Source organism: Bradyrhizobium sp. IC3195, from assembly GCF_020193585.1.
In the GTDB taxonomy this organism is placed as follows: domain Bacteria; phylum Pseudomonadota; class Alphaproteobacteria; order Rhizobiales; family Xanthobacteraceae; genus Bradyrhizobium; species Bradyrhizobium yuanmingense.
This window is the reverse complement of sequence record NZ_JADYVG010000002.1, coordinates 169185-194124: the sequence shown is the minus strand read 5'-3', so window position 1 is coordinate 194124 and position 24940 is coordinate 169185. Positions and strand designations below refer to the sequence as shown.

General features: G+C 57.5%; 22 protein-coding genes. 19 read left to right on the top strand and 3 right to left on the bottom strand.

From position 1 onward, the window contains the following. Positions 1–2 precede the first annotated feature (2 nt). The 4 genes from I6F09_RS04520 to I6F09_RS04505 are packed head-to-tail and all read left to right on the top strand — an operon-like array spanning position 3 to position 5137. The gene (locus I6F09_RS04520) at positions 3–323 is read left to right on the top strand and encodes a hypothetical protein (protein WP_057029412.1); all 321 of its coding nucleotides are present in this window, start codon (positions 3–5) and stop codon (positions 321–323) included. Next, positions 301–2520, top strand: coding sequence for a peptidase domain-containing ABC transporter (locus tag I6F09_RS04515; RefSeq protein ID WP_225187548.1), 2220 nt, complete (start codon positions 301–303; stop codon positions 2518–2520). Before I6F09_RS04520 ends, I6F09_RS04515 begins: the two co-directional genes overlap by 23 nt. Beyond that, complete coding sequence (locus I6F09_RS04510) at positions 2517–3944, top strand: HlyD family type I secretion periplasmic adaptor subunit (RefSeq protein WP_225187547.1); 1428 nt, start codon at positions 2517–2519, stop codon at positions 3942–3944. The genes I6F09_RS04515 and I6F09_RS04510 overlap by 4 nt, the downstream gene beginning before the upstream one ends. A 23-nt stretch (positions 3945–3967) precedes the next feature. Beyond that, on the top strand, positions 3968–5137 hold the full coding sequence (locus I6F09_RS04505) for a hypothetical protein (protein WP_225125011.1): 1170 nt from the start codon (positions 3968–3970) through the stop codon (positions 5135–5137). Between the two features lie 16 nt (positions 5138–5153). On the opposite strand, the gene I6F09_RS04500 is transcribed toward I6F09_RS04505, so the two are convergent. Next, positions 5154–6041: a glycosyltransferase gene (locus I6F09_RS04500; RefSeq protein WP_036013610.1), complete on the bottom strand. Its 888-nt coding sequence runs from the start codon at positions 6039–6041 to the stop codon at positions 5154–5156. A gap of 189 nt (positions 6042–6230) precedes the next feature. Here I6F09_RS04500 and I6F09_RS04495 point away from each other — a divergent pair, with 189 nt between their 5' ends. The 15 genes from I6F09_RS04495 (at position 6231) to I6F09_RS04425 (ending at position 23173) form a co-directional block, all read left to right on the top strand. Continuing rightward, positions 6231–7025 (top strand): WecB/TagA/CpsF family glycosyltransferase, encoded by a 795-nt coding sequence (locus I6F09_RS04495; protein WP_225125013.1) that lies wholly within the window; start codon positions 6231–6233, stop codon positions 7023–7025. A gap of 3 nt (positions 7026–7028) precedes the next feature. Beyond that, positions 7029–8153 carry a UDP-N-acetylglucosamine 2-epimerase (non-hydrolyzing) gene (wecB, locus tag I6F09_RS04490; protein WP_036013612.1) on the top strand — a complete coding sequence of 375 codons (1125 nt, stop codon included), beginning with the start codon at positions 7029–7031 and terminating at the stop codon, positions 8151–8153. Continuing rightward, complete coding sequence (wecC, locus tag I6F09_RS04485; protein WP_036013614.1) at positions 8146–9408, top strand: UDP-N-acetyl-D-mannosamine dehydrogenase; 1263 nt, start codon at positions 8146–8148, stop codon at positions 9406–9408. Before wecB ends, wecC begins: the two co-directional genes overlap by 8 nt. Positions 9409–9447: 39 nt before the next feature. Beyond that, positions 9448–10512 (top strand): Gfo/Idh/MocA family oxidoreductase, encoded by a 1065-nt coding sequence (locus I6F09_RS04480; RefSeq protein WP_225187546.1) that lies wholly within the window; start codon positions 9448–9450, stop codon positions 10510–10512. A gap of 53 nt (positions 10513–10565) precedes the next feature. Further along, positions 10566–12041, top strand: a complete 1476-nt coding sequence (locus I6F09_RS04475; protein ID WP_225187545.1) for an oligosaccharide flippase family protein — start codon at positions 10566–10568, stop codon at positions 12039–12041. A gap of 35 nt (positions 12042–12076) precedes the next feature. Continuing rightward, positions 12077–12607 (top strand): acyltransferase, encoded by a 531-nt coding sequence (locus tag I6F09_RS04470; protein WP_225187544.1) that lies wholly within the window; start codon positions 12077–12079, stop codon positions 12605–12607. 81 nt (positions 12608–12688) lie between these two features. Then, positions 12689–13864, top strand: coding sequence for a DegT/DnrJ/EryC1/StrS family aminotransferase (locus tag I6F09_RS04465; RefSeq protein WP_225187543.1), 1176 nt, complete (start codon positions 12689–12691; stop codon positions 13862–13864). Further along, positions 13861–14862, top strand: coding sequence for an NAD-dependent epimerase/dehydratase family protein (locus I6F09_RS04460; protein ID WP_225187542.1), 1002 nt, complete (start codon positions 13861–13863; stop codon positions 14860–14862). Before I6F09_RS04465 ends, I6F09_RS04460 begins: the two co-directional genes overlap by 4 nt. After that, entirely contained in the window at positions 14859–16004 is a 1146-nt protein-coding gene (locus tag I6F09_RS04455) for a DegT/DnrJ/EryC1/StrS family aminotransferase (RefSeq protein ID WP_225187541.1), read from the top strand. Before I6F09_RS04460 ends, I6F09_RS04455 begins: the two co-directional genes overlap by 4 nt. A 114-nt stretch (positions 16005–16118) precedes the next feature. Beyond that, positions 16119–17117, top strand: a complete 999-nt coding sequence (locus I6F09_RS04450) for a glycosyltransferase family 2 protein (protein ID WP_225187540.1) — start codon at positions 16119–16121, stop codon at positions 17115–17117. A gap of 174 nt (positions 17118–17291) precedes the next feature. Then, complete coding sequence (locus I6F09_RS04445; protein ID WP_225187539.1) at positions 17292–18443, top strand: glycosyltransferase family 4 protein; 1152 nt, start codon at positions 17292–17294, stop codon at positions 18441–18443. Positions 18444–18781: 338 nt separating this feature from the next. Further along, complete coding sequence (locus tag I6F09_RS04440) at positions 18782–19822, top strand: glycosyltransferase family 2 protein (protein ID WP_225187538.1); 1041 nt, start codon at positions 18782–18784, stop codon at positions 19820–19822. 96 nt (positions 19823–19918) lie between these two features. Continuing rightward, positions 19919–21259 (top strand): O-antigen ligase family protein, encoded by a 1341-nt coding sequence (locus I6F09_RS04435; protein WP_225187537.1) that lies wholly within the window; start codon positions 19919–19921, stop codon positions 21257–21259. Between the two features lie 132 nt (positions 21260–21391). Further along, positions 21392–22207: a glycosyltransferase family protein gene (locus I6F09_RS04430; protein WP_225187536.1), complete on the top strand. Its 816-nt coding sequence runs from the start codon at positions 21392–21394 to the stop codon at positions 22205–22207. A 126-nt stretch (positions 22208–22333) separates the two neighbouring features. Then, positions 22334–23173: a right-handed parallel beta-helix repeat-containing protein gene (locus tag I6F09_RS04425; protein ID WP_225187535.1), complete on the top strand. Its 840-nt coding sequence runs from the start codon at positions 22334–22336 to the stop codon at positions 23171–23173. A 56-nt stretch (positions 23174–23229) separates the two neighbouring features. On the opposite strand, the gene I6F09_RS04420 is transcribed toward I6F09_RS04425, so the two are convergent. Together I6F09_RS04420 and I6F09_RS04415 are read right to left on the bottom strand one after the other, a co-directional pair. Next, positions 23230–24006, bottom strand: coding sequence for an FkbM family methyltransferase (locus tag I6F09_RS04420; RefSeq protein ID WP_225187534.1), 777 nt, complete (start codon positions 24004–24006; stop codon positions 23230–23232). A 43-nt stretch (positions 24007–24049) separates the two neighbouring features. Beyond that, positions 24050–24736 carry a methyltransferase domain-containing protein gene (locus I6F09_RS04415; protein WP_225187533.1) on the bottom strand — a complete coding sequence of 229 codons (687 nt, stop codon included), beginning with the start codon at positions 24734–24736 and terminating at the stop codon, positions 24050–24052. Positions 24737–24940: the final 204 nt, after the last annotated feature.

The window sequence follows — 24940 nt, the reverse complement described above, 5'->3', positions numbered from 1 at the left end:
AGATGCACGCCGAACTTTATACCGATGGAATCGAAGAAATTACCGTCAGTGGAACCATCGTCCGCGTCGATCTGGTCAGTCTTTCACCGACAGAGCGTGACGCCAACAACGCTCCGAAGCGCGTATTTTCTCAGCGGCTGATCTTTTCGGTCGAATCTTTCGCTAACTCGGTCGACGTAATGCAGAAGGCGCTCCAGGGCCTGGTCGATGCGGGCGTCGTCCGGCGGAACCAGCCAGCTCAATCGCACAACGGTGCGTCGGGAGTACGTGATGCGCTGGCGCACAACACACGGTCTCTGAATGTCTCTTCGAACTTCCGCTGACATCGATGCCGCTGGCGGCGCGAAGGACCGGGTTGCGGACGCGCCCGCGCCCGGATTGTCGACCCAGACGGCATTGGAATGCCTGTCCAAGGTTTCCAGTCACCATGGCATAGATCTGCCGGTCGAACGCTTGAAGCATGCGTATGCGGTAGCCGGCCCGCTCTCGTTGAATCTCCTGCTGCGCATGGCGAAGGATGCAGGCCTGCGCGCGAAGTGCACGAAGCTGGATTGGGGCGCGCTGATTCGTCTTGGAGAGGCCTATCCGGCGCTGGCGAGGCTCGCCAATGGCAACTGGATCGCCGTTCTTGGTGCGGGACGGCGAACTGATGGCACCGAGGTCGTCAGCATCTTCGACCCGCTCGCCGACCGCAAGCACGAGGTCTTGGTTATCGAGCGCGATCGATTCTGTGCGCAGTGGGCCGGTGACACGATCCTGATCAAGCGCGAGCAGTTGACACAGGATGGTCGAGGGAGTTTCGGCCTCCGGTGGTTTGTGCCGGAACTGCTTCTTCAATGGCGGCTGTTCAGGGACGTCGCCATTGCCGCCATCCTGCTCTATGGGTTGGGCCTCGTCGTCCCGATATTCTTCCAGCTCGTCATCGACAAGGTTTTGGTTCACGAGAGCTTCACCACCCTGTACGTACTCGCGGCAGGAGCGGCCGTAGCGCTCGTCTTTGACGCGATATTCGGCTTTCTGCGGCGCTACTTGCTGCTATATGCGACCAACAGGGTCGACATTCGCGTTGCTACGAAGACGTTCGGTCATCTCCTCGGGCTGCCGGTCACGTTTTTCGAGCATATGGCCGCGGGGGTCCTGGTCAAACACATGCAGCAGGCGGCGAGGATCCGTGAGTTTCTGACCGGGCGCTTGTTTCTGACGACCCTCGATGCGCTTTCGCTATTCGTCTTCCTGCCTGTCCTTGCGCTTTATAGCGTCAGATTGACGTTGATCGTCCTGGCCTTCACCGCCGCGAGCGGCGCCGTCGTCGGCCTGCTCATGGGTCCATTTCGGCGACGACTGTACGATCTATACCAAGCGGAAGGTGCGCGGCAGGCTCTCCTCGTCGAAACGGTTCACGGCATGCGCACCGTGAAATCGCTTGGGATGGAGCCAGCGCAGAGCAGGGTTTGGGATAGCCGCTGCGCGCAGTCCGTGACGATGCGATTCGGTGTCGAGAAGATCTCGGCAGGCGCGCAGGCGCTCACCGGATTTCTCGAGAAGATCATGACGCTCGGAATCATCTCCATCGGAGCACTCGATGTCTTCGCCGGCCAAATGACAATCGGCGCGTTGGTCGCCTTCAACATGTTGGCCGGTAGGGTCTCCGGACCCCTGGTCCAACTCGTGACCATGGTGCACGAGTACCAGGAAGTAGCTCTTGCGGTGAAAATGCTCGGCGAGGTGATGAACCAGAAGCCTGAGCGCGACGGTCGGAAAGATGGGCTACGGCCTGACCTTGCCGGAAAAATCGAGTTCGAAAGTGTCTCGTTTCGCTACGGACCCGAGGGATCGCCGGCGCTTGATGATGTCTCCTTCACCGTCGAGCCAGGATCGATCTTCGGGATCGTGGGACGGAGTGGCTCCGGCAAGACGACTCTGACAAGGTTGATTTCGGGCATGTATCCGGTGCAGCAGGGCCTGCTGCGCATCGACGGATATGACTCGAGGGAGTTAGACCTCGCGCATCTGCGCCGAAACCTTGGAATCGTTCTGCAAGATAATTTCCTGTTTCGCGGGACGGTTCGCGAGAATATCGCCTGCGTGAAACGCGATGCCACCTTTGCCGAGGTCGTCGCTGCGGCGCAGCTCGCAGGCGCCGACGAGTTCATCGAACGGTTGCCGCGTGGCTTTGACACCATGCTTGAGGAAGATGCCTCGAACCTATCCGGCGGGCAGAGGCAGCGGCTCGCGATTGCGAGAGCTCTGATCGTCAATCCACGGATCTTGATTCTCGATGAAGCGACGAGTGCCCTCGATTCCGAAAGCGAAATGATCATCAGGCGCAATCTCCGCCGTTTGGCGGCAGGGCGTACCGTCATCATCGTCTCGCATCGATTGTCGATGCTGACGGAAGCAAGCCAGATCCTGGTGATGGACCGCGGCCGAATCGTCGATGTGGATCGCCACGACCACCTCCTGTCGAAATGCACCATCTACCGGCATTTGTGGAATCAACAGATGAAGCAGATTGCATGAGGGAGACAGGGCCATCACGCGCGGGTGTGAAGCCGAACGATCTTGTTCCGGCCAGACCGGTCGAGCGCCGCCGCAAGCTATTCAGGCCGGGGCCGAGGCGAGCATCAGTCATCGCCGAATTCCAGTCCGATGCCGCCGAGGTCGAGCAGCAAGCGCCACCGCGGCTCGCGCGTTTCACCCTTTACGGCGTAATTGCACTGATTGCTTTCGCGGTCATCTGGGCTTCCGTTTCGCAGGTGGAGATGATCGTCACGGCGCAGGGAAAACTGACCACGACACGTCCCAACCTGGTCGTGCAGCCATTGGAAACGTCGGTCATACGCGAGATCCACGTCAAGGCCGGTGATCGCGTCAACCGCGGCGAAGTTCTGGCCACCCTCGATCCGACGTTTTCGCAGGCGGATTTCGACCAACTGCGCGGCAGAGTGGCTGCATTCGATGCGTCAATCGATCGTCTGAGCGCCGAATTGAACGGAATCGAGTATGCCGTCAAAGAGCTGACGAATGCGGATCAAGTCCTGCAAGGCAAGTTGTCTTCGCAGAGGAGAGCCGCCTACGAGGCGCAGATTCAGAACTACGACGCACAGATCGCATCCGCGCAAGCCAATCTCAAGACGGCACAGAATGAAGAGGCGGTTCTCCTTCAGCGGCTCGACACGATGCGTTCGATTGAAGCGATGCGGACCACGCTGATGGATAAGGAGGTCGGTTCGAGGCTGAACTTTCTACTGTCTCGCGATGCTCGGCTCGAGGTCGAAAGCAATCTGGCGCGTGTTCGCGGCAGTATCGCCGATAGTACCCATCGGCTCGAAAAGGCCCGCGCTGATCAGAAAGTGTTCGCCGAGGAGTTTCGTCGCACCACCTATCTGGAACTGGTGGAGACGCTGCCGAAGCGCAATAGCGCAGCAGAGGAATTGAAGAAGGCGGAGCTTCGTCGACAGTTGATCGTCCTGCAGGCGCCGGCAGATGCCGTGGTCCTGGATATCGCGAACCGGACAGTCGGCTCGGTGGTTCGCGAAGCTGAAGCGCTGTTTGTCCTGGTTCCGCGTGACGTGCCGCTTCAGGCGGAGGTCAACATCGAGGGGCGGGATATCGGTCAAGTGGCGCTCGGACAGTCGGTTCGGATCAAGTTCGAAGCGTTTCCCTTCCAGAAGTATGGAACTGCAACGGGAGAAGTCCGCGTCATCAGTCAGGATACGTTCTCGCCGGATGCGAAGGCCGAAGGTGCGCCCCGCGCGCCAGCTCCCTATTACCGCGTACTGGTCGATTTGTCGGACACGCACCTTCGGCTGCCCGCGGAGCGCATTCAACTGATTCCGGGGATGGCGGTGACGGCCGAATTGAAGGTCGGGAAGCGCACCGTGATCTCCTATTTCCTCTATCCATTGCTGCGCGGATTGGATGAAAGCATCCGGGAATATTAACCCGACTTGGGAGGGCGGTTAACATGATCATTCGTCCGAATTTTGGGGTGAAGCTCGTGGTGCCCGCCGCGGCGAGTAAGCTCGCGCACAATTCCCCGCTGGTTGACTATGCACTCAACGGGCTGGAACGTTGTTGGTTACCCGAACACCGCAGGTGGTCGCATATCTACCATCTCGATGGACGTACCTCGCCGAACGAGTCGATCCCACGCAGCGACGTATTTTATACCCTCAACGTTCTACTCGGGATGTCGCGCGTTGCCGCCATTCCGGATGGGATTGATTTGTCCGAAATATTCAATCGCAACGCGTTGCTGCTCACGAAGCTTCCGGTGCGCAAGTACGCGTTCGGTATGGCGCTATGGAGCGCCGCCGAGCTCGGCCTCGAAATGCCGGAACCGGTCAAAACCGAGCTGAGAGCCATCCTTGCCGATGAGGCCCGGTGGAGGAGCTTCAGGGCGCAAGATCTGGGCATGCTGCTCACGGGAGCCGTGGCCCAGGCGAGGGCGGGCGAGAATGAGTGGGCACGCTATGCGCGGCCGCTCTATCGTTTCTTGAAGGACCGCTTTCACAGTGGATCGGGATTGTTCTTCGATGCGCCGTTCGGCTTTCGGCGGCGCTTCTCGACATTTGCGACGCAGACCTATCTCTCAATCGCCTGCTATCAATTTGGCGAATTCGCCGGCGATCCGTCCGCGCTTGTCATGGCCGACACCTGTGTGCGGAATCTGGTTGCGCTTCAAGGCCCACAGGGTGAGTGGCCCTGGTTTTTCGACGCGCAGAGCGGTCGCGTTCTTGATTTCTATGAGGTCTATTCGGTCCATCAGTATGGGATGGCTCCGGCACTGCTGGAATGGGCCGAGCGCTTTGGGCAGCGGGGGGCGCGGGATGCCCTGGTCAAGGGATTCAATTGGGTGCTTGGCCATAACCAGCTGGGCCGGGCCATGCTCGTGCCCGAACTGAGCCTGACCCTCCGTTCGCAGGTTCGCAAAGGTGAACTGACGACCAAGGTGCCGCGGGTCGCGCGCGCACTCAGGAACGCCTGGCTCGGAAGCGAGGAGCGGCTGGTCGACGGCACTGACGTGGAGGTTCGGTTCGAGTGCCGAAGCTACGAACTGGGCTGGATTCTGTGGTCGTTCGGCCGGCGTGCCGACCTGCCGGAGCTGACCCACAATGGTGCCTTCGGCGCCTGACGGAATCGGCGTTGCGCTAGCGATTCCAGGCGACCGCCCTTCGGCCTCGCAGGTGCGAGAGCATCGTGAGGGCGCGGTGCGCTCGGACGGCACACAACACGGCGATGGCCTTGAGGCGAACGCCGGTACCGTGCAGGCGATCGCTGGTCAGCACGGTCACAGCGTTCGGCGCGAGTGATGCGAAGACGAGCAACGCTTGCGCGAGCCAGCGCAGGCGCCAGATGGGTTTGCCTTCCGCCATGTTGCGGTAGTGCGCGATGTGTCGGTCCCATTTGGTGTAGAGCTCCTGGAGAGAGCCCCGGGCCGGGTGGAAGACGATCATTTCAGGGGTGTAGCGAAATCGAAGACCGACGCGCAACGCGCGCTCCCCCCATTCCATGTCTTCGGCGACATCAATGCCCGCAAAAGGGCCGACGCGGTCGAAGTCGCGGCGAAACACCGCCATGTTGCCAGTGCCAGAATATCCGTGGCGCTCGATATAGAGCTTAAAGCGGTAAGCGAACACGCTTTCGTAAGCCGCAATGGCGTCAAGCTCCGCATCGTCCGGCCGCCAGATGCGGACGTCGCCCCCGAGAACAGTGCCAGCTGGAGACAGGGAAGACCATTTCATTACGCTGCTCAGCCAATCTTGATGGGCCCTGCAATCGGCGTCGATGAAGGCGAGGATCTCGCCGTTGGCAGCGGCGACGCCTGCGTTTCGCGCCGGGCCGGGCCCGGGACGCGGTTCATGCTCCAGCCGTACACCGGGATGACCGGCAACGACATCCATTGGGGGCGTTGCCGAGCCGTTGTCCACCACGATGATCTCGAACGCGTCCCGAGCGAGGGTCTGTGCATCCAGGCTGCGCAAGCAGGCTTCCAGCGCATCGGGCTGGTTGAGGTGGGGAATTACGACTGAAATCATCAGTTAATTCCTCTATTTAATTCCGGCTTCGTCTGTGACCCGCGACCTTACGCGGAGATCCTGTATTCACCGCATGCGGCGAATATTGTCAGATTTAAACATTGCAATTAAATGTTGCCTCGATATTATCTCTATAATAATCTTAAAAGCAAACATTAAACGAGTAGAATTTATGGGAGGTAGGTTCCGATGCGCGCCTCATTTCTGGGATGCCCTGTCGACCTGCTGACAATGGCGGAAACCGTCGATCTTGCGCGCGGGGCCATGCGCAGTCGGCGACGTCTGCAACACGTGGCGCTGAACGTCGCGAAATTGGTGAATATGAGATCTGATCCGGTGCTCGCGGCTGATGTCGCCAACAGCGATGTCGTCGGCCTCGATGGCATGGGGATTGTTTGGGGCGCTCGAGTGCTGGGGCTTCCGCCGACGCCGCGGGTCGCGGGGGTGGATCTCCTCGCCGAGTTGCTCGCGGTATGTGCGCAGGAAGGCTTCAAGCCGTATTTCCTGGGAGCCACTCCCGCCGTGCTGCACGAGGCGATGCAAGCCGCGCGCAAGAAGCATCCTTCACTCGTGTTTGCCGGCTCGCACGACGGCTACTTCAAACGCGAGCAGGAAAATGACGTGGTGAGGGACATCCAATCCAGCGCGGCCGATTGCCTCTTCATCGGCATGCCGACACCCCGGAAGGAGCGCTTCCTCGCCGCCCATCGCGATGAACTTGGCGTTCCCTTTATCATGGGGGTAGGTGGTTCATTCGATATTCTGGCAGGCACCGTTCGGCGCGCGCCGCCGCAGATTCAGAAACTCGGCCTCGAATGGCTCTACCGCATTTATCAGGAGCCTGGCCGGATGTGGTGGCGATACGCCACGACGAACACCCGGTTTGCAGGCATCCTGGCGCAAGCCCTCATGAGGCAGGCGTTTCGGAACCCGCTCGGTGCAGCCAGCGCCGTCCCTCCTGGTCCGAGCCGGATCGGGGGGTGAAGCGTGCGCAAGCATTTTTTCATCCTTCTGGGAACCCGGCCGGAAGCAATCAAGCTCTTTCCGGTGATCAATCGGCTCAAGGCCGAGGCGGGTAAGGACATCGCCGTGACGATCTGTGCGACGGCACAGCATCGGCACCTGCTTGATCAAGTCCTGAAGCTTGCCAAGGTGGTTCCGGATTTTGATCTGAACGTCATGACGGCCAATCAGTCTCTCGATCATCTGACCGCCCGGCTGCTCGGTCAAATTGGCGAACTCCTCGAAAAGGTGAAGCCCACCAGGATTATTGTCCAAGGCGACACGGCGACAGCCATGTCGGGGGCACTGGCATCCTACTATCACCGTATACCGGTCTCGCACATCGAGGCGGGTCTGCGCAGCGGCGACATCTTCGCTCCCTGGCCAGAGGAGGTGAACCGCAAGATCGTCGGCTCGATCGCCGATCAACATTTTGCTCCCACGGAGCGCGCGGCGCGCGCGTTGCGCTCCGAAAATGTCGCGGGCGACCGCATCCACGTGACCGGAAACACGGTGGTGGACGCTCTCATCCTCGCGAAAGCCATGGTCGAATCCGATCCAGGACTCTCGAGTCGGTGGGACGGTATCAAGAAACGTCACGGCAACCGTCGGATCATCCTGGTGACCTGCCATCGTAGGGAAAATTTCGGCGGCGGCGTTGCAAATATCGTGAACGCGCTCGAGACCATCCTGCGCAGGGAGGACGTTGCTGTGGTGCTTCCCGTGCACCCGAATCCGAATGTCCGCGACTTGTTTGCGTCCCGGTTGGCGGACCATCCGCGGGTCGCCCTCATTTCTCCGCAGGAATACACGGATTTCGTGAGCCTGCTCTCGTTGTCATATTTGGTCCTGACAGATTCAGGGGGCGTCCAGGAGGAGGCGCCCACTTTCGGGAAGCCGGTCCTGGTGATGCGCGAGACGACCGAGCGTCCCGAGGGCGTAGAAGCGGGAACGGCGCGACTCGTCGGTGCCGACTACGACAGGATCGTTTCGGAAACATTCCGTCTCCTCGACGATGACGAGACTTACGCTGCCATGGCGCGTTCGCACAATCCGTTCGGTGACGGACACGCGAGCGAGCGGATCGTGAAGGTTCTTCTCGATGCCTGAATTCCAGAAAATCAATGTCATCGGACTTGGCTATATCGGGCTGCCGACAGCGGCTCTGATTGCGAGCCGTGGACTGCAGGTGGTTGGCATCGATACCAGCGAACGCGTTGTCGACACGGTTGCATCCGGCAAAATTCATATCGCTGAGCCCGATCTCGATGGTCTCGTTTCCAAGGTCGTATCGAGCGGTGCGCTCACGACGGCCAGGAAACCGCAGCCGGCGGACGTATTCATCATCGCAGTACCGACCCCGATCGATCACGAGAACCGCCCGGATTTGGCAAGCGTGAATGCCGCAGTCGACAACATCGTGGATCTTCTGGCGCCAGGAAACCTTGTCATCCTTGAATCGACGTCGCCGATTGGGACAACTGAAGCCATCGCAAAGCGGATCGTCGAACGCAGGCCGGAGCTTCACATAGGCGTCAACGGCAAGGAGGATGGAGCGATTTACGTCGCTTACTGTCCCGAACGCGTGTTGCCGGGACGGATCCTGACCGAGCTTATCAACAACGACAGGTGCATCGGCGGAATTACGCCGACCTGCACGCGACGTGCTCAGCGCTTCTACAAGATGTTCGTTCGCGGCGCCTGCGTCGGTACTACGGCGCGTGCGGCCGAGTTGGTCAAGCTGACGGAGAACGCCTTCCGCGATACCAACATCGCATTCGCCAACGAACTCTCGATGATTTGCGACAGGTTCGACATCAACGTCTGGGAAGTGATCGATATCGCCAACCGCCATCCTCGCGTGAACATTTTGCGGCCGGGACCGGGAGTCGGGGGGCACTGTATTGCGGTCGACCCCTGGTTCATCATCGATTCTGTGCCGGATCTCGCGCGGGTAATGCGAACAAGCCGGGAAGTGAACAACGCCAAAACGCAGAAGATCATCGAGCGCACAGAGGCGCTGATCGACGATCATCCTTATGCGAACATTGCCTGCTGTGGATTGACGTTCAAGGCCAATGTCGACGACGTGCGTGAAAGCCCCGCTCTGGAAATTGCTACGCATCTCGCGGCGAAATACGGCGAACGTATCAAGGTTGTTGAGCCGAATCTGCGCCGTCTGCCGCCTCAATTGGCCGATTATCGCGTTGCATTCGTGAACATCGAGGAAGCGCTGCGCAGTTGCGAAATTGCGGTTCTCCTCGTCGACCATGACGAATTCAAAATGGTGCCCTTGGCCGAGCGCCGGCACCTGGACGTCATCGATACGCGAGGCATATGGCAGGATATGCCCGCGCGCACCTAGCCAACAAAATCGAAGTTCTCCGAATGGAGCGAGGTCGGTATGCGAGATAGTCAGCTGGGAATCGGGGTCGTGGGCTACGGCTATTGGGGGCCCAATCTCGTTCGCAATTTCTCGATCAATCCCGCCGCCCGCGTCGTCGGCGTCAGCGACCTTGATCCAGGCAGACTGGCCACCATCAGGCAGCTGTACCCAGGGGTAGCAATCACCGCTCGATATGACGATTTGCTGAAGGACTCCTTGATCGATGCAATCGCCATCGCTACGCCGGTGCACACGCACTACGAGCTGGCATTGGCGGCGTTGAGAGCTGGTAAGCACGTGTTGGTCGAGAAGCCACTTGCGCCGAGCGCGGAGCTGGTGTCCCGCTTAATCGACGAGGCGGACCAACGCGGATTGACGCTGATGGTCGATCACACCTTTCTCTACACGCCGGCGGTCCAGAAGATTCGTGAGCTCCTGCAGAAGAGAGAGCTCGGAGATATCTACTATTACGATAGCATGCGCTCGAGCCTCGGGCTGTTTCAAAGAGATGTAAATGTGATCTGGGATCTGGCGGTGCACGACATCTCGATCATCCACCATATCCTCGATCAAGATCCGGTTGCGGTCTCGGCAACGGGTTCATGCCATGTTGTCGGTTCGCCGGAAAACATGGCCCATATCACCTTGTTCTTTGCCAACGCATGCGTGGCTCACGTCAGCGTCAACTGGCTCTCACCCGTCAAGGTGCGGCAGACGTTCATTGGAGGCAGCAAGAAGATGATCGTCTACGACGATCTCGAGCCGACCGAGAAGGTTAAGGTCTACGATAAGGGAATTACGCTCGACGCGCCTCCCGAGAGTGCACATCAATTCAGGATCGGATATCGAGCTGGTGACATGTGGGCTCCGCATATCTCGCCCAAGGAGGCGCTGCAAACGGAGGTCGAGCATTTTGTCGAATGCGTCCGCACGGGGACGCAGCCGATTTCCAGTGGCATGTCCGGGCTGCGGGTGATCGAGGTGCTCGAGGCAGCTTCTCGATCGATCGCCAAACAGGGCAAGCCAATCCCGATCAGGCCATTGCCGCGTATCCTAGCGGAGGGGGCTCGGGCCATGGCCTGATTGACGGCTTGGCCATGGCAGTTTGGCCAGCCGAGCCCTGGGACGGAGTCTCGATGAATACAGTGCATCGTTCAGTCCTGTTTTCCGGGGTGGACCGTTATGCCACCTTTGTGCTGTTCGTTGTCTCGACCGCGGTGCTCTCGCGTCTGCTGACGCCGAGCGAGTTCGGGATCTTTGCGGTTGTCAACGCACTCACCGCTATTATCGCAGCCGCATTTCAGGAGTTTGGAGGGGCGAACTACCTGATTCAGAAACATGAGTTGTCTCGCGGGACGATTCGCACGGCATTCACTGTATCCTGGGCGATCTCGCTGGCAGTTGCCCCGACCCTGCTAGTCTCGGCCGATGTCGTATCGCAACTCGTTGGGCCGGACAGCCTGAGGCGAGGTATCCAGGTGTCTACGCTAAACCTTCTCCTTCTGCCGGTCTCCGGAACGTTGATCGCCTTGTTTCGCCGCGACATGCAGTTCGGGACGCTCGCGATCTGCAATCTTGCAAGCAACATGGCGGTTGCGCTGGCTTCGATCGGACTTGCGGTATTGGACTTCAGTTACATGGCCCCGATCTGGGGTGGTGTGGCGGGGAACATCGTTCTCACAGCTATGCTGTTGAGCTCCTATCGTGATTTCGGCGTGCTGCGCCCTTCGCTGTCCGAATACCGCGACGTCCTCAGATTCGGTCTCTATTCCTGCGGCGTCGGTGTCATCAATATCTTCTACAACCTTGCCCCCCAGCTCTTTCTCGCGAAGATTCTCGATTTTGCGGCTGTAGGTCTCTATAGTAGGGCCACCACCCTTACCCAGGTATTTGATAGGCTCGTCACGCAGGTGCTGACCCCGGTCATCATGCCGGCGATGGTGACGAGGCGTGCAACCGGGGCCGATCTAAAGGGCGTATATCTGGACGGGGTCCAGCTACTTTCCGCAGTGCAGTGGCCGTTCCTCACATTCATTGCGATTATGGCAAAGCCTATCGTTTTGATTTGGCTCGGTTACGCTTGGCTGGAGGTCGTTCCTTTGGTGCGCATTCTCTGCCTCGCAAATATGGCACTGTTTGCTGCGTGCTTGACCTATCCTGTGTTCCTGGCGGTTGGAGGTGTGCGCGACGCTCTTGTCTCGTCCTTCATCTCGCTACCACCGTCGCTGCTTGCACTGCTGGGCGCGTCCTTCTTTGGCGTGGAGGCAGTCGCAGCATGTGCGTTGCTGACTTTGCCGTTCCAGGCGGCGGTAGCGATATACTATCTCAGTCGGCATCTTGCGCTGCGGCCGCGCGAGTTTGGCCGTGCAGTTCTGAAGAGCGGTGTCGTCACGATGGCGACCGCCTCGGGCGTGGCCGTCTGTGTGGTGTTAATCGAGACAGGAATTCTCAATGACTCACTCGGCCTTCTGACGGCGCTTGTAGTCGCCGCCTTCTGCTGGGGATGGGGACTGATCCTCACAGAGCACCCTCTGCTGCAACACCTTCGCCAGGCGGCAGCAGGTCTCGTCGAGATGGCGCCCCGGCTGAACCCGTCTCGCTCAGCAATGTAAAGGTTTTGCCAGACTGTACAGACAGGGAAACTCACATGCCAATAAAGGATGCCGAGCTTGGTCGCGATGTGCAAATCCTGCATCCGGACTTGGTCAACCTGTATGGTTGCACAGTTGGTGATGAAAGCAAGATCGGAACCTTCGTCGAAATCCAGGCAGGGGCGAAGATCGGTGCGCGCTGCAAGATATCGTCGCACAGCTTCGTGTGCGAAGGCGTCACGATCGAGGACGAAGTGTTTATCGGTCATGGCGTGATGTTCACGAACGACAAATATCCAAAGGCGACAACCGCGGATGGTCGTCCTCAACAAGCCTCGGACTGGACGCTACGGCGCACTCACGTCGGTAGGGGAGCTTCCATCGGCTCCAACGCCACCATTCTGTGCGGTGTGACGATCGGTGCGGGTGCCTGCGTAGGCGCGGGCGCGGTTGTAACAAAGGACATCCCGCCGATGGCCACTGTTGCCGGCGTCCCCGCTCGCATTCTGTCCTCGCCTGAAGAGATAGGCGCAGGAGGAGCAATTAAGCAAAGCCTCCCGAACAGCAGGATTCTTAATAATATATAAGAGCGAATTTAATGCTTGATTAAATGCAGAATTGAGATTTAAATGCCAGGTATTATCTTGTCCCATGCAAGGCGTTAAACCTTGATACCCTTCCTAGACCTCAAGGCGCAATACAGCGAGATCAAGCCGGAAATCGACGCGGCGGTCGCGAGGGTCGTCAGTAGTGGGCAGTTTGTCCTGGGACCGGAGGTCGCAGCCTTCGAGGAACGCTTTGCGCATTTTTGCAATACCGTCCATTGCCGCGCGGTGAACACCGGAACTTCGGCGCTTCACCTTGCCTTGCTTGCGGCCGGCGTCGGGCCCGGCGACGAAGTCATCACGGTATCCATGACGTTCGTCGCAACCACGGCGGCCATTCTCTACAGCGGGGCCAGGCCGGTATTCGTCGACGTTGATCCGGTAACATGGACCATGGATGCAGGCTTAATCGAAGCCGCGATAACGCCACGAACCAAGGCGATTCTGCCAGTTCACCTCCACGGGCTGATGGCGGACATGGATCCGATAATGGCCATTGCGCATCGTCACGGGCTGGTGGTCATCGAGGACGCCGCGCAGGCGCACGGCGCCGAATACCGCGGACGTCGTGCGGGCTCGGTTGGCGATCTGGGATGCTTCAGCTTCTACCCCGGCAAGAATCTCGGAGCGTTTGGGGAGGGTGGGGCGGTCGTCACCGACCGACCCGAATTTGCACGCCGCGTGGCGCTGCTGCGGGATTGGGGGCAGGAAGCGAAGTACGACCATGCCATCGCCGGATACAATTATCGCATGGACGAAATTCAGAGCGCCGTGCTGAATGTCAAGCTTGACTACATTGAGCGCTGGACTGAGGCACGCCGGTCGCTGGCTGAGCGGTACGATGCTTTGCTGTCTGATTTCCCATTCGGACGGCCATACCCGCCGGGGCACGCCCGCCATGTGTATCACGTGTATGCGGTCAGAATGGCCGGGCGCGACGACGCGCTGAAGCTGTTGCGGGATGCCGGTATTGGCGCCGGGATTCACTATCCGGTTCCGGTGCATCTACAAAGAGCCTATGCAGAACTTGGCTATCGCGGCGGTGATCTCCCGGTCACTGAGATGCTCGCGAAAGACTTCCTTTCACTGCCGATCTATCCGGAGATGCCGCCGGAAGGGGCGAACAAAGTTGTCGCCACACTGGGGAGGGCGGCGGCTTGGCAGCCCAGCGCAGCCGTCCGCAATCTCGAGCGTCCACGAAGCGGAATGTCATGGTCGCACAGCAGGAGAGCGTCTTGATTGATCTCAAGGGTAAACGCGTTCTGGTCACCGGCGGGGCAGGATTCATTGGCTCCCACATCATTGATCTGCTCTGCGACGAGGGTTGCATCGAAATTGTCGCCCTGGACAACATGATCAGGGGCCGGCCGGAAAACCTCCGTCGGGCGCTTGGGCGTGGGCCGGTGAGAATGGTTCACGGCGATATTCGGGATCGCAAGCTGATGGAAGCGCTGGTCAAGTCGGCAGACATCGTCTTTCACCAGGCCGCGCTCCGCATCACGCATTGTGCGGCCGAACCGCGCCTGGCGAAGGAGGTCATGGTGGACGCCACCTACGACCTGCTAGAGCTTTGTATCAAGCACGACATTGAAAAGATCATCGCGGCGTCCTCGGCCTCCGTCTACGGCATGGCCGAAGAATTTCCGACGACAGAGCGGCAGAATCCGTACAACAATCGAACTCTCTATGGAGTCGCCAAGGCTTTCAACGAGGGGCTCCTCCGGGCTTTCAACGATGCATCCGGCCTCGATTATGTGGCGTTGCGGTATTTCAACGTTTATGGCAGCCGAATGGACATCCACGGACGGTATACCGAAGTCTTGATCCGCTGGATGGAGCGCCTGGAAGCCGGTTTGCCTCCCATTATCTTTGGCGACGGCCGTCAGACCATGGACTTCGTCCACGTCCGGGACATCGCAAGGGCGAATATCCTTTCGGCGAGGTCAAAGGTTACCGATGAGGTTTTCAACGTCGGGAGCGGCACCGAAACCAGCCTGACGGAGCTGGCGATGGCGCTTGCGTCCGTGATGGGACGCTGCGGCCTGATACCCGAGTTCGCGCCGGAGCGCTCCGTCAATCCGGTACCGCGACGATTAGCTTCGACAGGCAAAGCAGAGCGTTTGTTGGGTTTCCGGACCACGGTTTCGTTGGAGCAGGGGCTCGCCGATCTGGTGAAATGGTGGCGATCAGAGCACGGGCTCGCGTCGGACCAACAACGGCAGGCGGCTGCATCGTGATTCCGATCGCCGTGCCGCTGCTTACAGACGAAGAGGCTGACGCTGCCCGCGCAGTCGTGCTTTCAGGTTGGGTATCGCAAGGGCCCCAGGTGGCAGCGTTCGAGCGAGAGTTCGCCGCTCTAGTTGGTGCACCACACGCCTGTGCCGTATCCAATTGTACGACCGCCCTGCAGCTCGCGTTGGCTGCGTTGGATATCGGGACCGGCGACGAGGTGATCACGGTCAGCCATTCCTTCATCGCGACCGCGAACGTCATCCGACATCAGGGCGCCACCCCGGTTTTCGTCGATATTGATCCCGAAACGTACAATTTGGATTGCACTCGGCTGGTCGAAGCCATCACCGAGCGCACGCGGGCGATCATTGCAGTTCATCAGATGGGCATGCCGTGTGACATGGCCGCGCTTCTGCCGATAGCGCGCCGCCACGGCATCGCCGTGATCGAAGACGCGGCCTGCGCCGCCGGATCCCAGATCCGGATGAATGGCGCGTGGGAGCCGATCGGAAAGCCGCATGGAGACATTGCTTGTTTCTCCTTTCATCCGCGAAAAGTGATCACCACGGGTGAGGGTGGGATGCTCACCACCGCGAATGCCGAGCTTGATCGCAAGTTCAAGCTCCTGCGCCAGCACGGCATGAGCGTTCCGGACACGGTGCGGCACAATTCGTCGTCCGTGATCTTCGAGAAGTACGTCGTTCTTGGCTACAACTACCGGATGACGGACATACAGGCAGCGATTGGGCGCAAGCAGCTCGAGCGTCTCTCGGAATTGATAGCACGCCGGCGAGCCGTCGCAGCCAGATATGTCGAACAGCTGGGTAATGTCGAAGGTCTGCGGCTGCCGGGAGAGCCGCACTGGGCCAGATCCAACTGGCAGAGTTACTGCATTCGCCTTCCGGAACGGTTTGACCAGCGTACGGTGATGCAAAACTTGCTCGAGAAAGGAATTGCGACGCGCCGCGGAATCATGTGCTCGCACCGGGAGATACCATACGAACGCGCGAACCAGCGTCATGACCTTCGTCAATCTGAAATCGCTCAAGACCGCTCGCTCCTGCTGCCGGTCTTCCCGCAGATCAGAGAGGAAGATCAGCTTCATGTGACGAATTGTTTAAAGGCCGAGCTGAATCGCATCCGATAATGCATTCAGGGACTGCGCGGATCAGCAGAAGCAGCTGTTCTTGAGACGATAGATAGACCGACGATAGGTGTGGAGTGGATGTGCGCCAGGTAGCTCGAGATCATGGACTAGAAAATGACAAAAGTTGATATTGTAGTCCCGTGCTATAACTATGGTCGGTTTCTTGAAGCAAGCGTGTCGAGTATTCTCGTCCAGTCTGTATCCGATCTGCGAGTATTGATCATAGATGACGGATCGTCGGACGAGTCGCTTACGGTTGCGAGGAAGCTAGCCCGTGACGACTCTCGGGTGACGGTGACGTCGCATTCGCGGAATGAAGGGCATATTAATACGTTTAACGAGGGTATTGCCTGGTCGTCTGCGGATTATTTTTTGCTCCTATCCGCGGATGATATCCTGGTTCCCGGGGCGCTTAAGCGGGCGACCGAGATCATGGACGAGAACCCGGATGTTGTTCTTACTCACGGGAAATGCATTCTCTGGTTTGACGATCTCCCGCTTCCCATCATTGAGCCTCAAAGGCGTTATTCCTGGGAACGGCACGATCTGATAGGGGAGATGTGCACCACAGGGTTTAATTTTGTACCGGCGGTAACGGCGATCGCTCGAACGAGCGTGCAAAAATCCGTCGGGGACTACAGGCCGTCGCTGCCGCATACGGGCGACATGGAGATGTGGCTCCGCTTTGCGGCGAACGGTTCTGTCGCCCGTATCGGCGAGGTTCAAGGAATTTATCGGAGACATTCAACCGCGATGTCTAACGCGTACTATTCGGAGAAACTGTCAGACTACAGGCAGTGTCAGTCGGCATTCGACAGTTTCTTCGATGAGTACGGTGGTCGCGTATCCGGTTCTGTTAGTTTACGACGGATTGCCCGGCGTGCTTTGGCCAAGCGCGTATTTTGTTGTGGGATCGGGCTACTGCGACGAGGCCGCGGCAAGGAAGCTGTTCATCTTATGCGAGAAGCAATGAAGATGGATCCTAGTTTGCGGTACTTTCCACCGCTCTGGCATTTGCTGAAATTCCCCGGTCCTGAAGGCCGCAAGTGGTTCAAGTCGGCCGTGGGTGGGGCAGCAACCCGGTTGTGGAAGCAAAGTGGCGCTATGCATTAATCTGGTCCGCAACTCTGCCGGAGAGGAATGGCTTGAACAAGAACACCAAACCGAGTTGGGAGCTCTGCAGTCAGCCACGGGGTTGCGGGATAGCCTGTGCAAAAGGAACTTACGGCATCGGCCCAGCAACGGCAATCCCAATCAGCGCATTTGGATCTTAACGGGGAGAACGGAATGAGATCCGTGACCTTTCTGCTGCCAGGGTGTGGCACCGTTCCGGTGGGAGGGTTCAAGGTTGTCTACGAATACGCTAACGGCTTAGCCCAGCGGGGCTGGAAAGTGAGGGTAGTTCATCCATACACGGTCAGGCCCGAAGAGATTGAGCAGATCCGCTCTTCCTATCTGCGTCGTGGTCGAAACTGGCTAAGTTACAGTCGCCTAAGAGTTACTGGAGACTATCGTCCGGACAAGTGGTTCAAGATCAGCCCAAGCGTCGAACTTCTTTGGATTCAGACGCCGCATGCGCGCTTCATGCCTCCCTCAGACGCATGGGTAGCTACTTTCTGGTCTACAGCAAGATGGGTTGCAACCTACCCCGGCGCTCACCTTTACCTGATTCAGCACTTGGAAACGTGGGCTGGCCCCGAGGCAGAGGTAATTGCGACTTGGAAACTTCCTCTTCAGAAGGTGGTCATTTCCCGGTGGCTTGCAAATATCGCTTCAAACTACGGCGAAACTGCTAGCTACGTACCGAACGGCCTCGATTTTCAAACATTTGGTCTAGACGTTGCCCCCGAAAGACGCGATCCCCACGCGGTTGCAATGCTGTACCACAGCGCGGAATGGAAAGGATCTTCTGATGGGATGAGCGCGTTGCGCCAAGCAAAAGCGCGACAGCCCGATATGAAGGCGTTCGTTTTCGGAGTGTTCCAGCGCCCCACCACGCTACCTGATTGGATCGAGTATTACCAAAATCCGCCTCAGCACACGCTGCGGGAGCTTTATAACAAGGCCGCGATTTTCTTGTCCCCCAGCTGGACGGAAGGCTGGCCGCTCCCGCCGGCCGAGGCTCTGCAATGTGGCGCGGCATTAGTGGCGACGGATATAGGTGGGCACCGCGAGTATGCACGGCATGAGGAAACCGCGCTCCTGAGTCCGGCAAAGGACCCCGACGGCTTGGCAGCCAACCTTGTTCGTTTGCTGAACGATCAGCAGCTGAGGTGCCGACTGGCTTACCAAGGACACGAGATGGTTCGACAGTTCACGTGGGACCGGGCGGTAAGCAGCTTCGAAATGGTTCTGGAAGACGCTCTCGCCCAAAGCGTTCCTGCGGTTGGGCGATTCCAGGACGCGACTGCTCAAGAACGGCGGGCGGAATCTGTGTGAGGCCATCTTTCTTCTGGCTGAGGAAGTGGGCGAACTGTTTTGGTGCGGCGGCGAACTAGTGGATGAAGGGCCCGTCTGTGGCTGTGTGCAGTGAAGCGAAGCACGGAATGCAATGGTCTTGATGATCTAAGCACTTCATGGCTGGCGATCGAGTCGCGAGGAACTCTGTGATGAGAAAATCAGGATCATTCAAACAGTTCGACAGCGAGAGATCGTTTCAAGATAGCCAAATCGACGATCCCATCCTTGTAGCGAAAAGTGTCGTCGGGAAGGCAAAAGCGAGTTGACTGCGGCAGTCGTCCATTGAAGTGGCAAATCGAAGAATGTGGGAGAGCATATTGTCCGAGCCGATTGCCGATGTCGCCGTGATCATCGTGGGGTTTCGCAATTGCGAAGACGTCAGGGATTGTCTATGGGCACTGTCTAACTCGTCGCCGGATCCCTCCTTCGACATTTTCATTTGCGAGAATGGAGGAACACCATCGTTTGTGCGACTTTTAAATGCCCTGCTCGGTGAGGGCGGCCCTTGCGAAGAATCTAACGAGCGCGAATTCGTAGCGCCGGAGTGCGAGCGTTGCGTGGAAGTCCGAGGACTACGACTGCGCGGCCGGTCAGCTAGCGTGTGGGTCGCCTGTGCGGCAGAAAATTTTGGCTATGCAGGGGGGGTCAACGCTTGGCTTAAACAACTACAAAAGCTTCCTTCCTGGAAGGGGGTATGGATTCTGAACCCGGATACGCAGCCCGAGGCGAATGCCCTCGCCGAATTGGCGCAGCGCGCGCGGGCCGGAAATAAGGGAATGGTCGGAAGCACAATTCTAGACGTTAATCAGCCCGACAAAATTAGCTGCCGGGGAGGAATCCATTGGCAAAAATGGGCGACCAGATCAGTAATGATCGGATTTGGAGAGCCTGCTAGTGCAGCGTGTGACCTGCGCGCGATTGAGGCGGCCATGGATTGTCCGTCTGGCGCGTCCATGTACGTGACCCGAGAATGCATTGAGAAGATTGGACCAATGGATGAAAGCTACTTCCTGTTCTCGGAGGATTTGGATTGGGGTGTGCGGGCCAAGAGGTACGGTTTGGGATATGCCAGCGCTTCAATCGTAACGCACAAGCGAGGGACGACAACCGGATCGGCCATGAGCCCGTTACATGTGCCGAGGTTCTCAGTATACCTGCAGCACCGAAATGCCGTCCGTTTCGTGAGAAAGCACTTTCCGCTGACGCTACCCATCTGCGTCGTGGTCATGTTCTTGTATGCCGTCAGGTATTTGCTTAGGCAAGCTCCGCGGCAAGCCATCGCCGCATTCCACGGCACGATTGCCGGCTTGAAGGGTGAGACGGGGCCGCCAATCCGCTACTCCGAATTTCGCAGTTAGTCAACGGAGAGGTCTGGGGATGGATCCGGCTATGGAAGACGATCTCAGCAATTCCTATGCGCATCGTGCGTACAGCCCCTGTTTGGTCATTGATCCATGACGGCACTGCGCGCGCGCAGCATTCCCGGCTTTGCGCCGAGCTCGGAAGTAGGACGCTCCCGCCGGATTCCGGCGTGGCTGGCGTTGATCGGCGCCCTGCTTCCATTCGAGCTGGCCATTTATATTGCCGACGCGAGGTTCACGCCAGCGCGTCTGCTCATCGTTCTGTTGCTGCCAGCCGCGCTGACCGTCCTGCTTCGAAAAGAGCGGCGTCCTGTGATCTCCGATTTGTTGATATTCGTCACCGCAGCATGGATGATTTACGCAGGTTATTCTGCCTCCACGTTGTCCCCGGCGGGAGCGGAGGCATTAGAGTTGTTCGGGAGCTATGTCGTCGGACGCGCTTACTTCCTGGGCCGGCCAGCTCTCGAGAATTTCGTTGGTGCTCTCAAGGTCGTCACGATAACCTTGGTGGGCCTTGGTTTCGCCGACACTCTGTCGGGGCGCTTTCTCGTTCATGACATAGTTACGAATGCCCTTCACCTTCAAAGCATCAACCCGCAGTATAGGGAGGGTTGGATACGGGCGACGGCAACTCTGGACCATCCAATACTCTTTGGAGTATTCTGTGCCCTTGCGGCTACCATATTTCTCTACTCAGAGCGGAGCGCGGCGCAACGCCTCCTGTTTGTGGGCCTGTGTTCGCTTGGATGCATAGCGTCGCTATCATCCGCGGCATACCTTAGCCTAATCCTTGTCATCACTATTTACGCTTACGATTGCTTATTGAAGAGATATTATTGGCGGTGGCAGCTGCTGGGCGCGATGTGCAGTGTATTCATTGCGCTCGTCTTTCTTCTATCCAACAACCCCGTGGGCTGGCTGGTTAGCCATATGACCCTAGATCCAGAGAGTGGCTATTATCGCATTATGATCTGGGATATTGCGACGGCGCAAATCGCACTGTCGCCGATCTTTGGATTCGGCGTTATCGAGTTCAACGATCAAGTTTTGGACAATACCGTTGATTCGATCTGGCTGGTGATGTCGCTTCGTTTCGGGATTCCGGCGATCGCTCTCTTGTGTTTGACGACGTTAGCGACATTCGTTCTGACAGGTCGGCACCCCTGTGCGGACGATGATTATGAAGATCAGATTCGCACCGGTTTCACGCTCGTACTCGTAACCTATCTCGTTGTTGGATTGACGGTTCATTTCTGGAATTACACCTGGATATTTTGGGGGCTGTGCGCTGGGATTCGCGCGTCACTTTACGAGCGTCAATCGGCGCGTCGCGGCCAGCAGGTTGCTGAGCCAGTTTCTCCCGTTGCGAAGAGTCGTTGGCATCGACGTAATGTTGCGTCGTCAGGTCTAAGTCCGCGTGCATCCAAGTCGTAGAAGCGAGGTTCCCGGGGGAGAGCCGTGCGGGCGCGTGAAGTTCAGGTCGTGCGTTGAAGTTTACGCTGGTTTGAAGGCGACTTTACTTTCGCCTTGAGCATTCTTCCAATGCTCTCTCTTTCGAAGAGCAAAGTGTCCTACTTTTTTCGTAAAGGCGGTGATATGAAGAATTCTATCCATCTTTATTGTGTATCGAACAACGACAGCACTCTTCAGCGCGACCTGCTGCGCTCGCCCGATCTTGCTTCTGGAATTGTGTCAATCACCGTCCTCCGAGGAGCCATGGCGGCGTCTCGCGCCTATCATGATGCAATCGGCACCGCTGACTCTCACATTTTGGTCTTCGCTCACCAAGACGTCTATTTTCCCAGTGGCTGGTTTCTTAGACTGCTGTCCATTTGCGAACGACTGGCGTCGATTGATCCGAACTGGGCTGTTGCTGGGTTGTTTGGTGTATCCGCCGAAGGTTCGTTAGCTGGACATTTGTGGGATTCCGCCCTTGGCAGAGTGTGCGGCGCGCCGTTCGATGCTCCTCAGGAAGCCGTAAGTCTCGACGAAGTGGTCCTGATTGTACGCCGCGCCTCGCGTGTGTCGTTTGACCCGACCCTGCCGTCTTTCCACCTTTACGGCACTGACATTGTTCTTAACGCGCGAAAGGCTGGTATGAAATCGTATATTGTGGATTTGCCCGTCATCCACAACGCAAAGCCCGTGGTGCGCTTAGATCGCAACTACGTGTCCGCCTATAAGTTCATGGTTCGCAAATGGGCGCCCCTACTGCCGTGGCCGACAGTCATTCTTCCGTTGACGCGTAATCCGCTCCGGTTAGTCTTTCGCGCGTCACGAATTCGCTATAAAGCCCAGTTCCGCGCGTCCACACTACATCCGGCGCTCGATCGGCCTGACCTCAAAGCACGCGAACTGCATTTTGATTTCGACGTGACTTGAAACCGCTCGCTCCGAGTGATGCCGGCAGTTAAATGCTGCATAAGACCCTGCTAATCACATATTGGCTGCAGTAACGTGTGAGCCCAAGCTACCGTCGAGACGACGTCTTTCGCGAGGCAAATCGTAATGGATCGCAACTACGTAATAACGTGTCTTGCGGCATTGGGGTTGAGTAGCGTGGTGCTCGGTGTTCCGCGCGTGGGACTGGCGCAAGAAGTGGGAATGCCCGCATCGAACGTCGGATTTCCGGACGCGACGAATACGGGCGTTCCGGCCGGTCTCGTTCTTACGCCCCATCATGGCGATCTGGTCATCAACACACCAGGAATGGTGATCAGTGGTCTTGATATTCATGGAAGCGTGAGGATCAACGCTCCAAATGTGACGTTGATGAACTCTAAGGTGACCTCTTCGTCCTTCTACACTGTTGGCCTTAAGAGCGCTGGCGGCACTGTCCAGAATTGCACTATCGATGGCACCGGCACGGGAAATGATGGCTCGGTTGGAATCCACGGATCTGGCACATTCCTGAACAACAATATTTTCAACGTCGAGGACGGTATCCACCCCGACAGCAATTCCATAGTTCGAGGTAATTACATCCACGGATTGCTAGCGTCGGGCGCGCCGCATTACGATGGCATTCAGATTGATGGCGGCCGATCGAATGTGACGATCAGTCACAACACGGTCATCAACGACCACAACCAAACATCGGCTGTGATGATCGACAACTGGCATGGGGCGATTTCAAATATTCGGGTCGACAACAATCTTCTTGTCGGCGGCGGCTATACAATCTACGTCGATGGTCAGTTCGATGGCGGTTCGATCTCGGGTGTCTCAATCACCAACAACCATATGGGACCGGGCCGATTTGGGACCACGGCTTTTAACAGAACTAAACCTATTTATACCGGTAACGTCAACGACGGTGCTGCGCTGGCGCGATCCCTACACCGATAGCGCTGGCCCTGGATGCGCACCGAGGCTCGGATCTTCGAGGACTGGATAATTATTGGTCACGCGGAGAGCAGGTGGGAAACCTTCAATTTGTGCTCGTCGAGAAGAAACCAGTTCACGTCCCTACGACGGCCTGGAATGAACCGCCCGCCAACATATCCGTAATACATATAGCCCCAGCTGGCCAAATAATCGATGAGTGCTGGCCACGGCCAGGCGGACATTATTATCGGTCGATAAGATTTCAAGGTTTCCGCCGCCCCCATCAGTGCCTCTATCTCAGATCGTTGGATATTCAACTTCATGAGCGCTGGCTGAAACCCGAACGAATCAAGCGTTCTGCCTTGCACGCGATATGTTTTTATCGCAATCTTGCGTGGATTGAAAAAATAGAGCCGCTCTGCGCTTGGCCAATCCCTTGCTTCCTCGAGCTTGAGTGAAGCTAGCCCATCAAGCATGAAGCCATTGTAGTATGGCACGTGCAAAGCAATTTCCCGTTCTGTCTCACACAATGCCACGCCCAGAACTGCAACGTCATCGTCTTCAATATGCCGCTTCACGAGATCGGCGGCCAACTGCGCATTTGGCTCAAACGCAATAATCTTCGGAGACTTCACAGCATTCTTGAAGGCCCTGATGCTTTGGCCGCGATTGGCTCCGACATCCAAAATTAGTTTTCCTGCAAGATCGAAGTGACGCAAGCCGCCATAATCTGATTTGTAGAGTATTCCTGTCGATCGGAAGAAGTGCTCATAAATAGCGAACTTCGCTTCAACAAGAGCGGGGAACTGTACCTGGACGGTTCGCAAAGCTTTCTTAAAGTCGATCAGCGCCATGGCGTCATCCTTGTCGATCACTTTTAAGCATCGGACACCTGCGCTAACGCTTAGGATGTACTTTTCGAATGGCCATAAGCGACTTGGTCAGTCCAAGTACCTTTTCTGGTATGATTTCAGCATCAGGGAAGAGAGCAGAGAACATGCTTCTGTCGAGCAGCGACGAGCTCTGTATTGTTCTCATTGCTTCATCGACCGTGGCGGCTTTGGACCAATACGGCCCGCACTTCCGACCCATCACAAGTCTAACTTTGAGCGATTCTGGAAGCCAATGCAGAAACGGTGTTCGTGCATGAGGCTCGATCGGAAACCAAAAATAGGGTGTTTGCACGAAATAACTTGGAGCAATCCTTCGTATCTCGCTGGCCATCGCCATCATGCTGGACCATTGGCCCACGTGCTCGATGACCGAGTTCGAATGAACTACGTCGAAACTGTTGTCGGCAAACTCGGGCATGTGGCATGCATTAGCCCGCAGCGAAATGAATCCGGGCTTAACGAATGGCTCGCTGGTTAGGTTAACGGAGGTAATTTCGATGTGGCGGGGGATCAGGTGTCGTTTATCCTTCCAATAAACTTCCACGCCGCCCACATCGAGAATACGTAGTGGCCGATCTATCTTTGGAATCGAAGCGACCAAATCAACGAAAAGAGAAAAACGCGCGAGCCTGAAACTGCTGGATGCCGCCTTCTCGTAACCACCGATCTCGGCGGCAGTGGAGCGAACCATCTTGGTTATCCGTTAGTTGTGCCGATCCATGCAACCGCCGCCCTGTCCCGCCGTGGGCAGGCGCCGTTCCGGTTTAAATGTCATGTCATAAACTATTATATGCTGAATTAAATAATCGCGCAAGCCACTGGTTTTAATTAATGGGGCGCCGAGGTGTGATAAAGAAGTCGATGTCGCGGCTAGGGTGGCGGCTGCAGCAGCGGG

Bases quoted from the DNA above. Each gene is read 5' to 3' on its own strand.
- I6F09_RS04520 (WP_057029412.1), top strand. From the start codon at position 3: ATGCACGCCGAACTTTATACCGATGGAATCGAAGAAATTACCGTCAGT.
- I6F09_RS04515 (WP_225187548.1), top strand. From the start codon at position 301: ATGTCTCTTCGAACTTCCGCTGACATCGATGCCGCTGGCGGCGCGAAG.
- I6F09_RS04510 (WP_225187547.1), top strand. From the start codon at position 2,517: ATGAGGGAGACAGGGCCATCACGCGCGGGTGTGAAGCCGAACGATCTT.
- I6F09_RS04505 (WP_225125011.1), top strand. From the start codon at position 3,968: ATGATCATTCGTCCGAATTTTGGGGTGAAGCTCGTGGTGCCCGCCGCG.
- I6F09_RS04500 (WP_036013610.1), bottom strand. From the start codon at position 6,041: ATGATTTCAGTCGTAATTCCCCACCTCAACCAGCCCGATGCGCTGGAA.
- I6F09_RS04495 (WP_225125013.1), top strand. From the start codon at position 6,231: ATGCGCGCCTCATTTCTGGGATGCCCTGTCGACCTGCTGACAATGGCG.
- wecC (WP_036013614.1), top strand. From the start codon at position 8,146: ATGCCTGAATTCCAGAAAATCAATGTCATCGGACTTGGCTATATCGGG.
- I6F09_RS04480 (WP_225187546.1), top strand. From the start codon at position 9,448: ATGCGAGATAGTCAGCTGGGAATCGGGGTCGTGGGCTACGGCTATTGG.
- I6F09_RS04475 (WP_225187545.1), top strand. From the start codon at position 10,566: ATGAATACAGTGCATCGTTCAGTCCTGTTTTCCGGGGTGGACCGTTAT.
- I6F09_RS04470 (WP_225187544.1), top strand. From the start codon at position 12,077: ATGCCAATAAAGGATGCCGAGCTTGGTCGCGATGTGCAAATCCTGCAT.
- I6F09_RS04450 (WP_225187540.1), top strand. From the start codon at position 16,119: ATGACAAAAGTTGATATTGTAGTCCCGTGCTATAACTATGGTCGGTTT.
- I6F09_RS04445 (WP_225187539.1), top strand. From the start codon at position 17,292: ATGAGATCCGTGACCTTTCTGCTGCCAGGGTGTGGCACCGTTCCGGTG.
- I6F09_RS04435 (WP_225187537.1), top strand. From the start codon at position 19,919: ATGACGGCACTGCGCGCGCGCAGCATTCCCGGCTTTGCGCCGAGCTCG.
- I6F09_RS04425 (WP_225187535.1), top strand. From the start codon at position 22,334: ATGGATCGCAACTACGTAATAACGTGTCTTGCGGCATTGGGGTTGAGT.
- I6F09_RS04420 (WP_225187534.1), bottom strand. From the start codon at position 24,006: ATGGCGCTGATCGACTTTAAGAAAGCTTTGCGAACCGTCCAGGTACAG.
- I6F09_RS04415 (WP_225187533.1), bottom strand. From the start codon at position 24,736: ATGGTTCGCTCCACTGCCGCCGAGATCGGTGGTTACGAGAAGGCGGCA.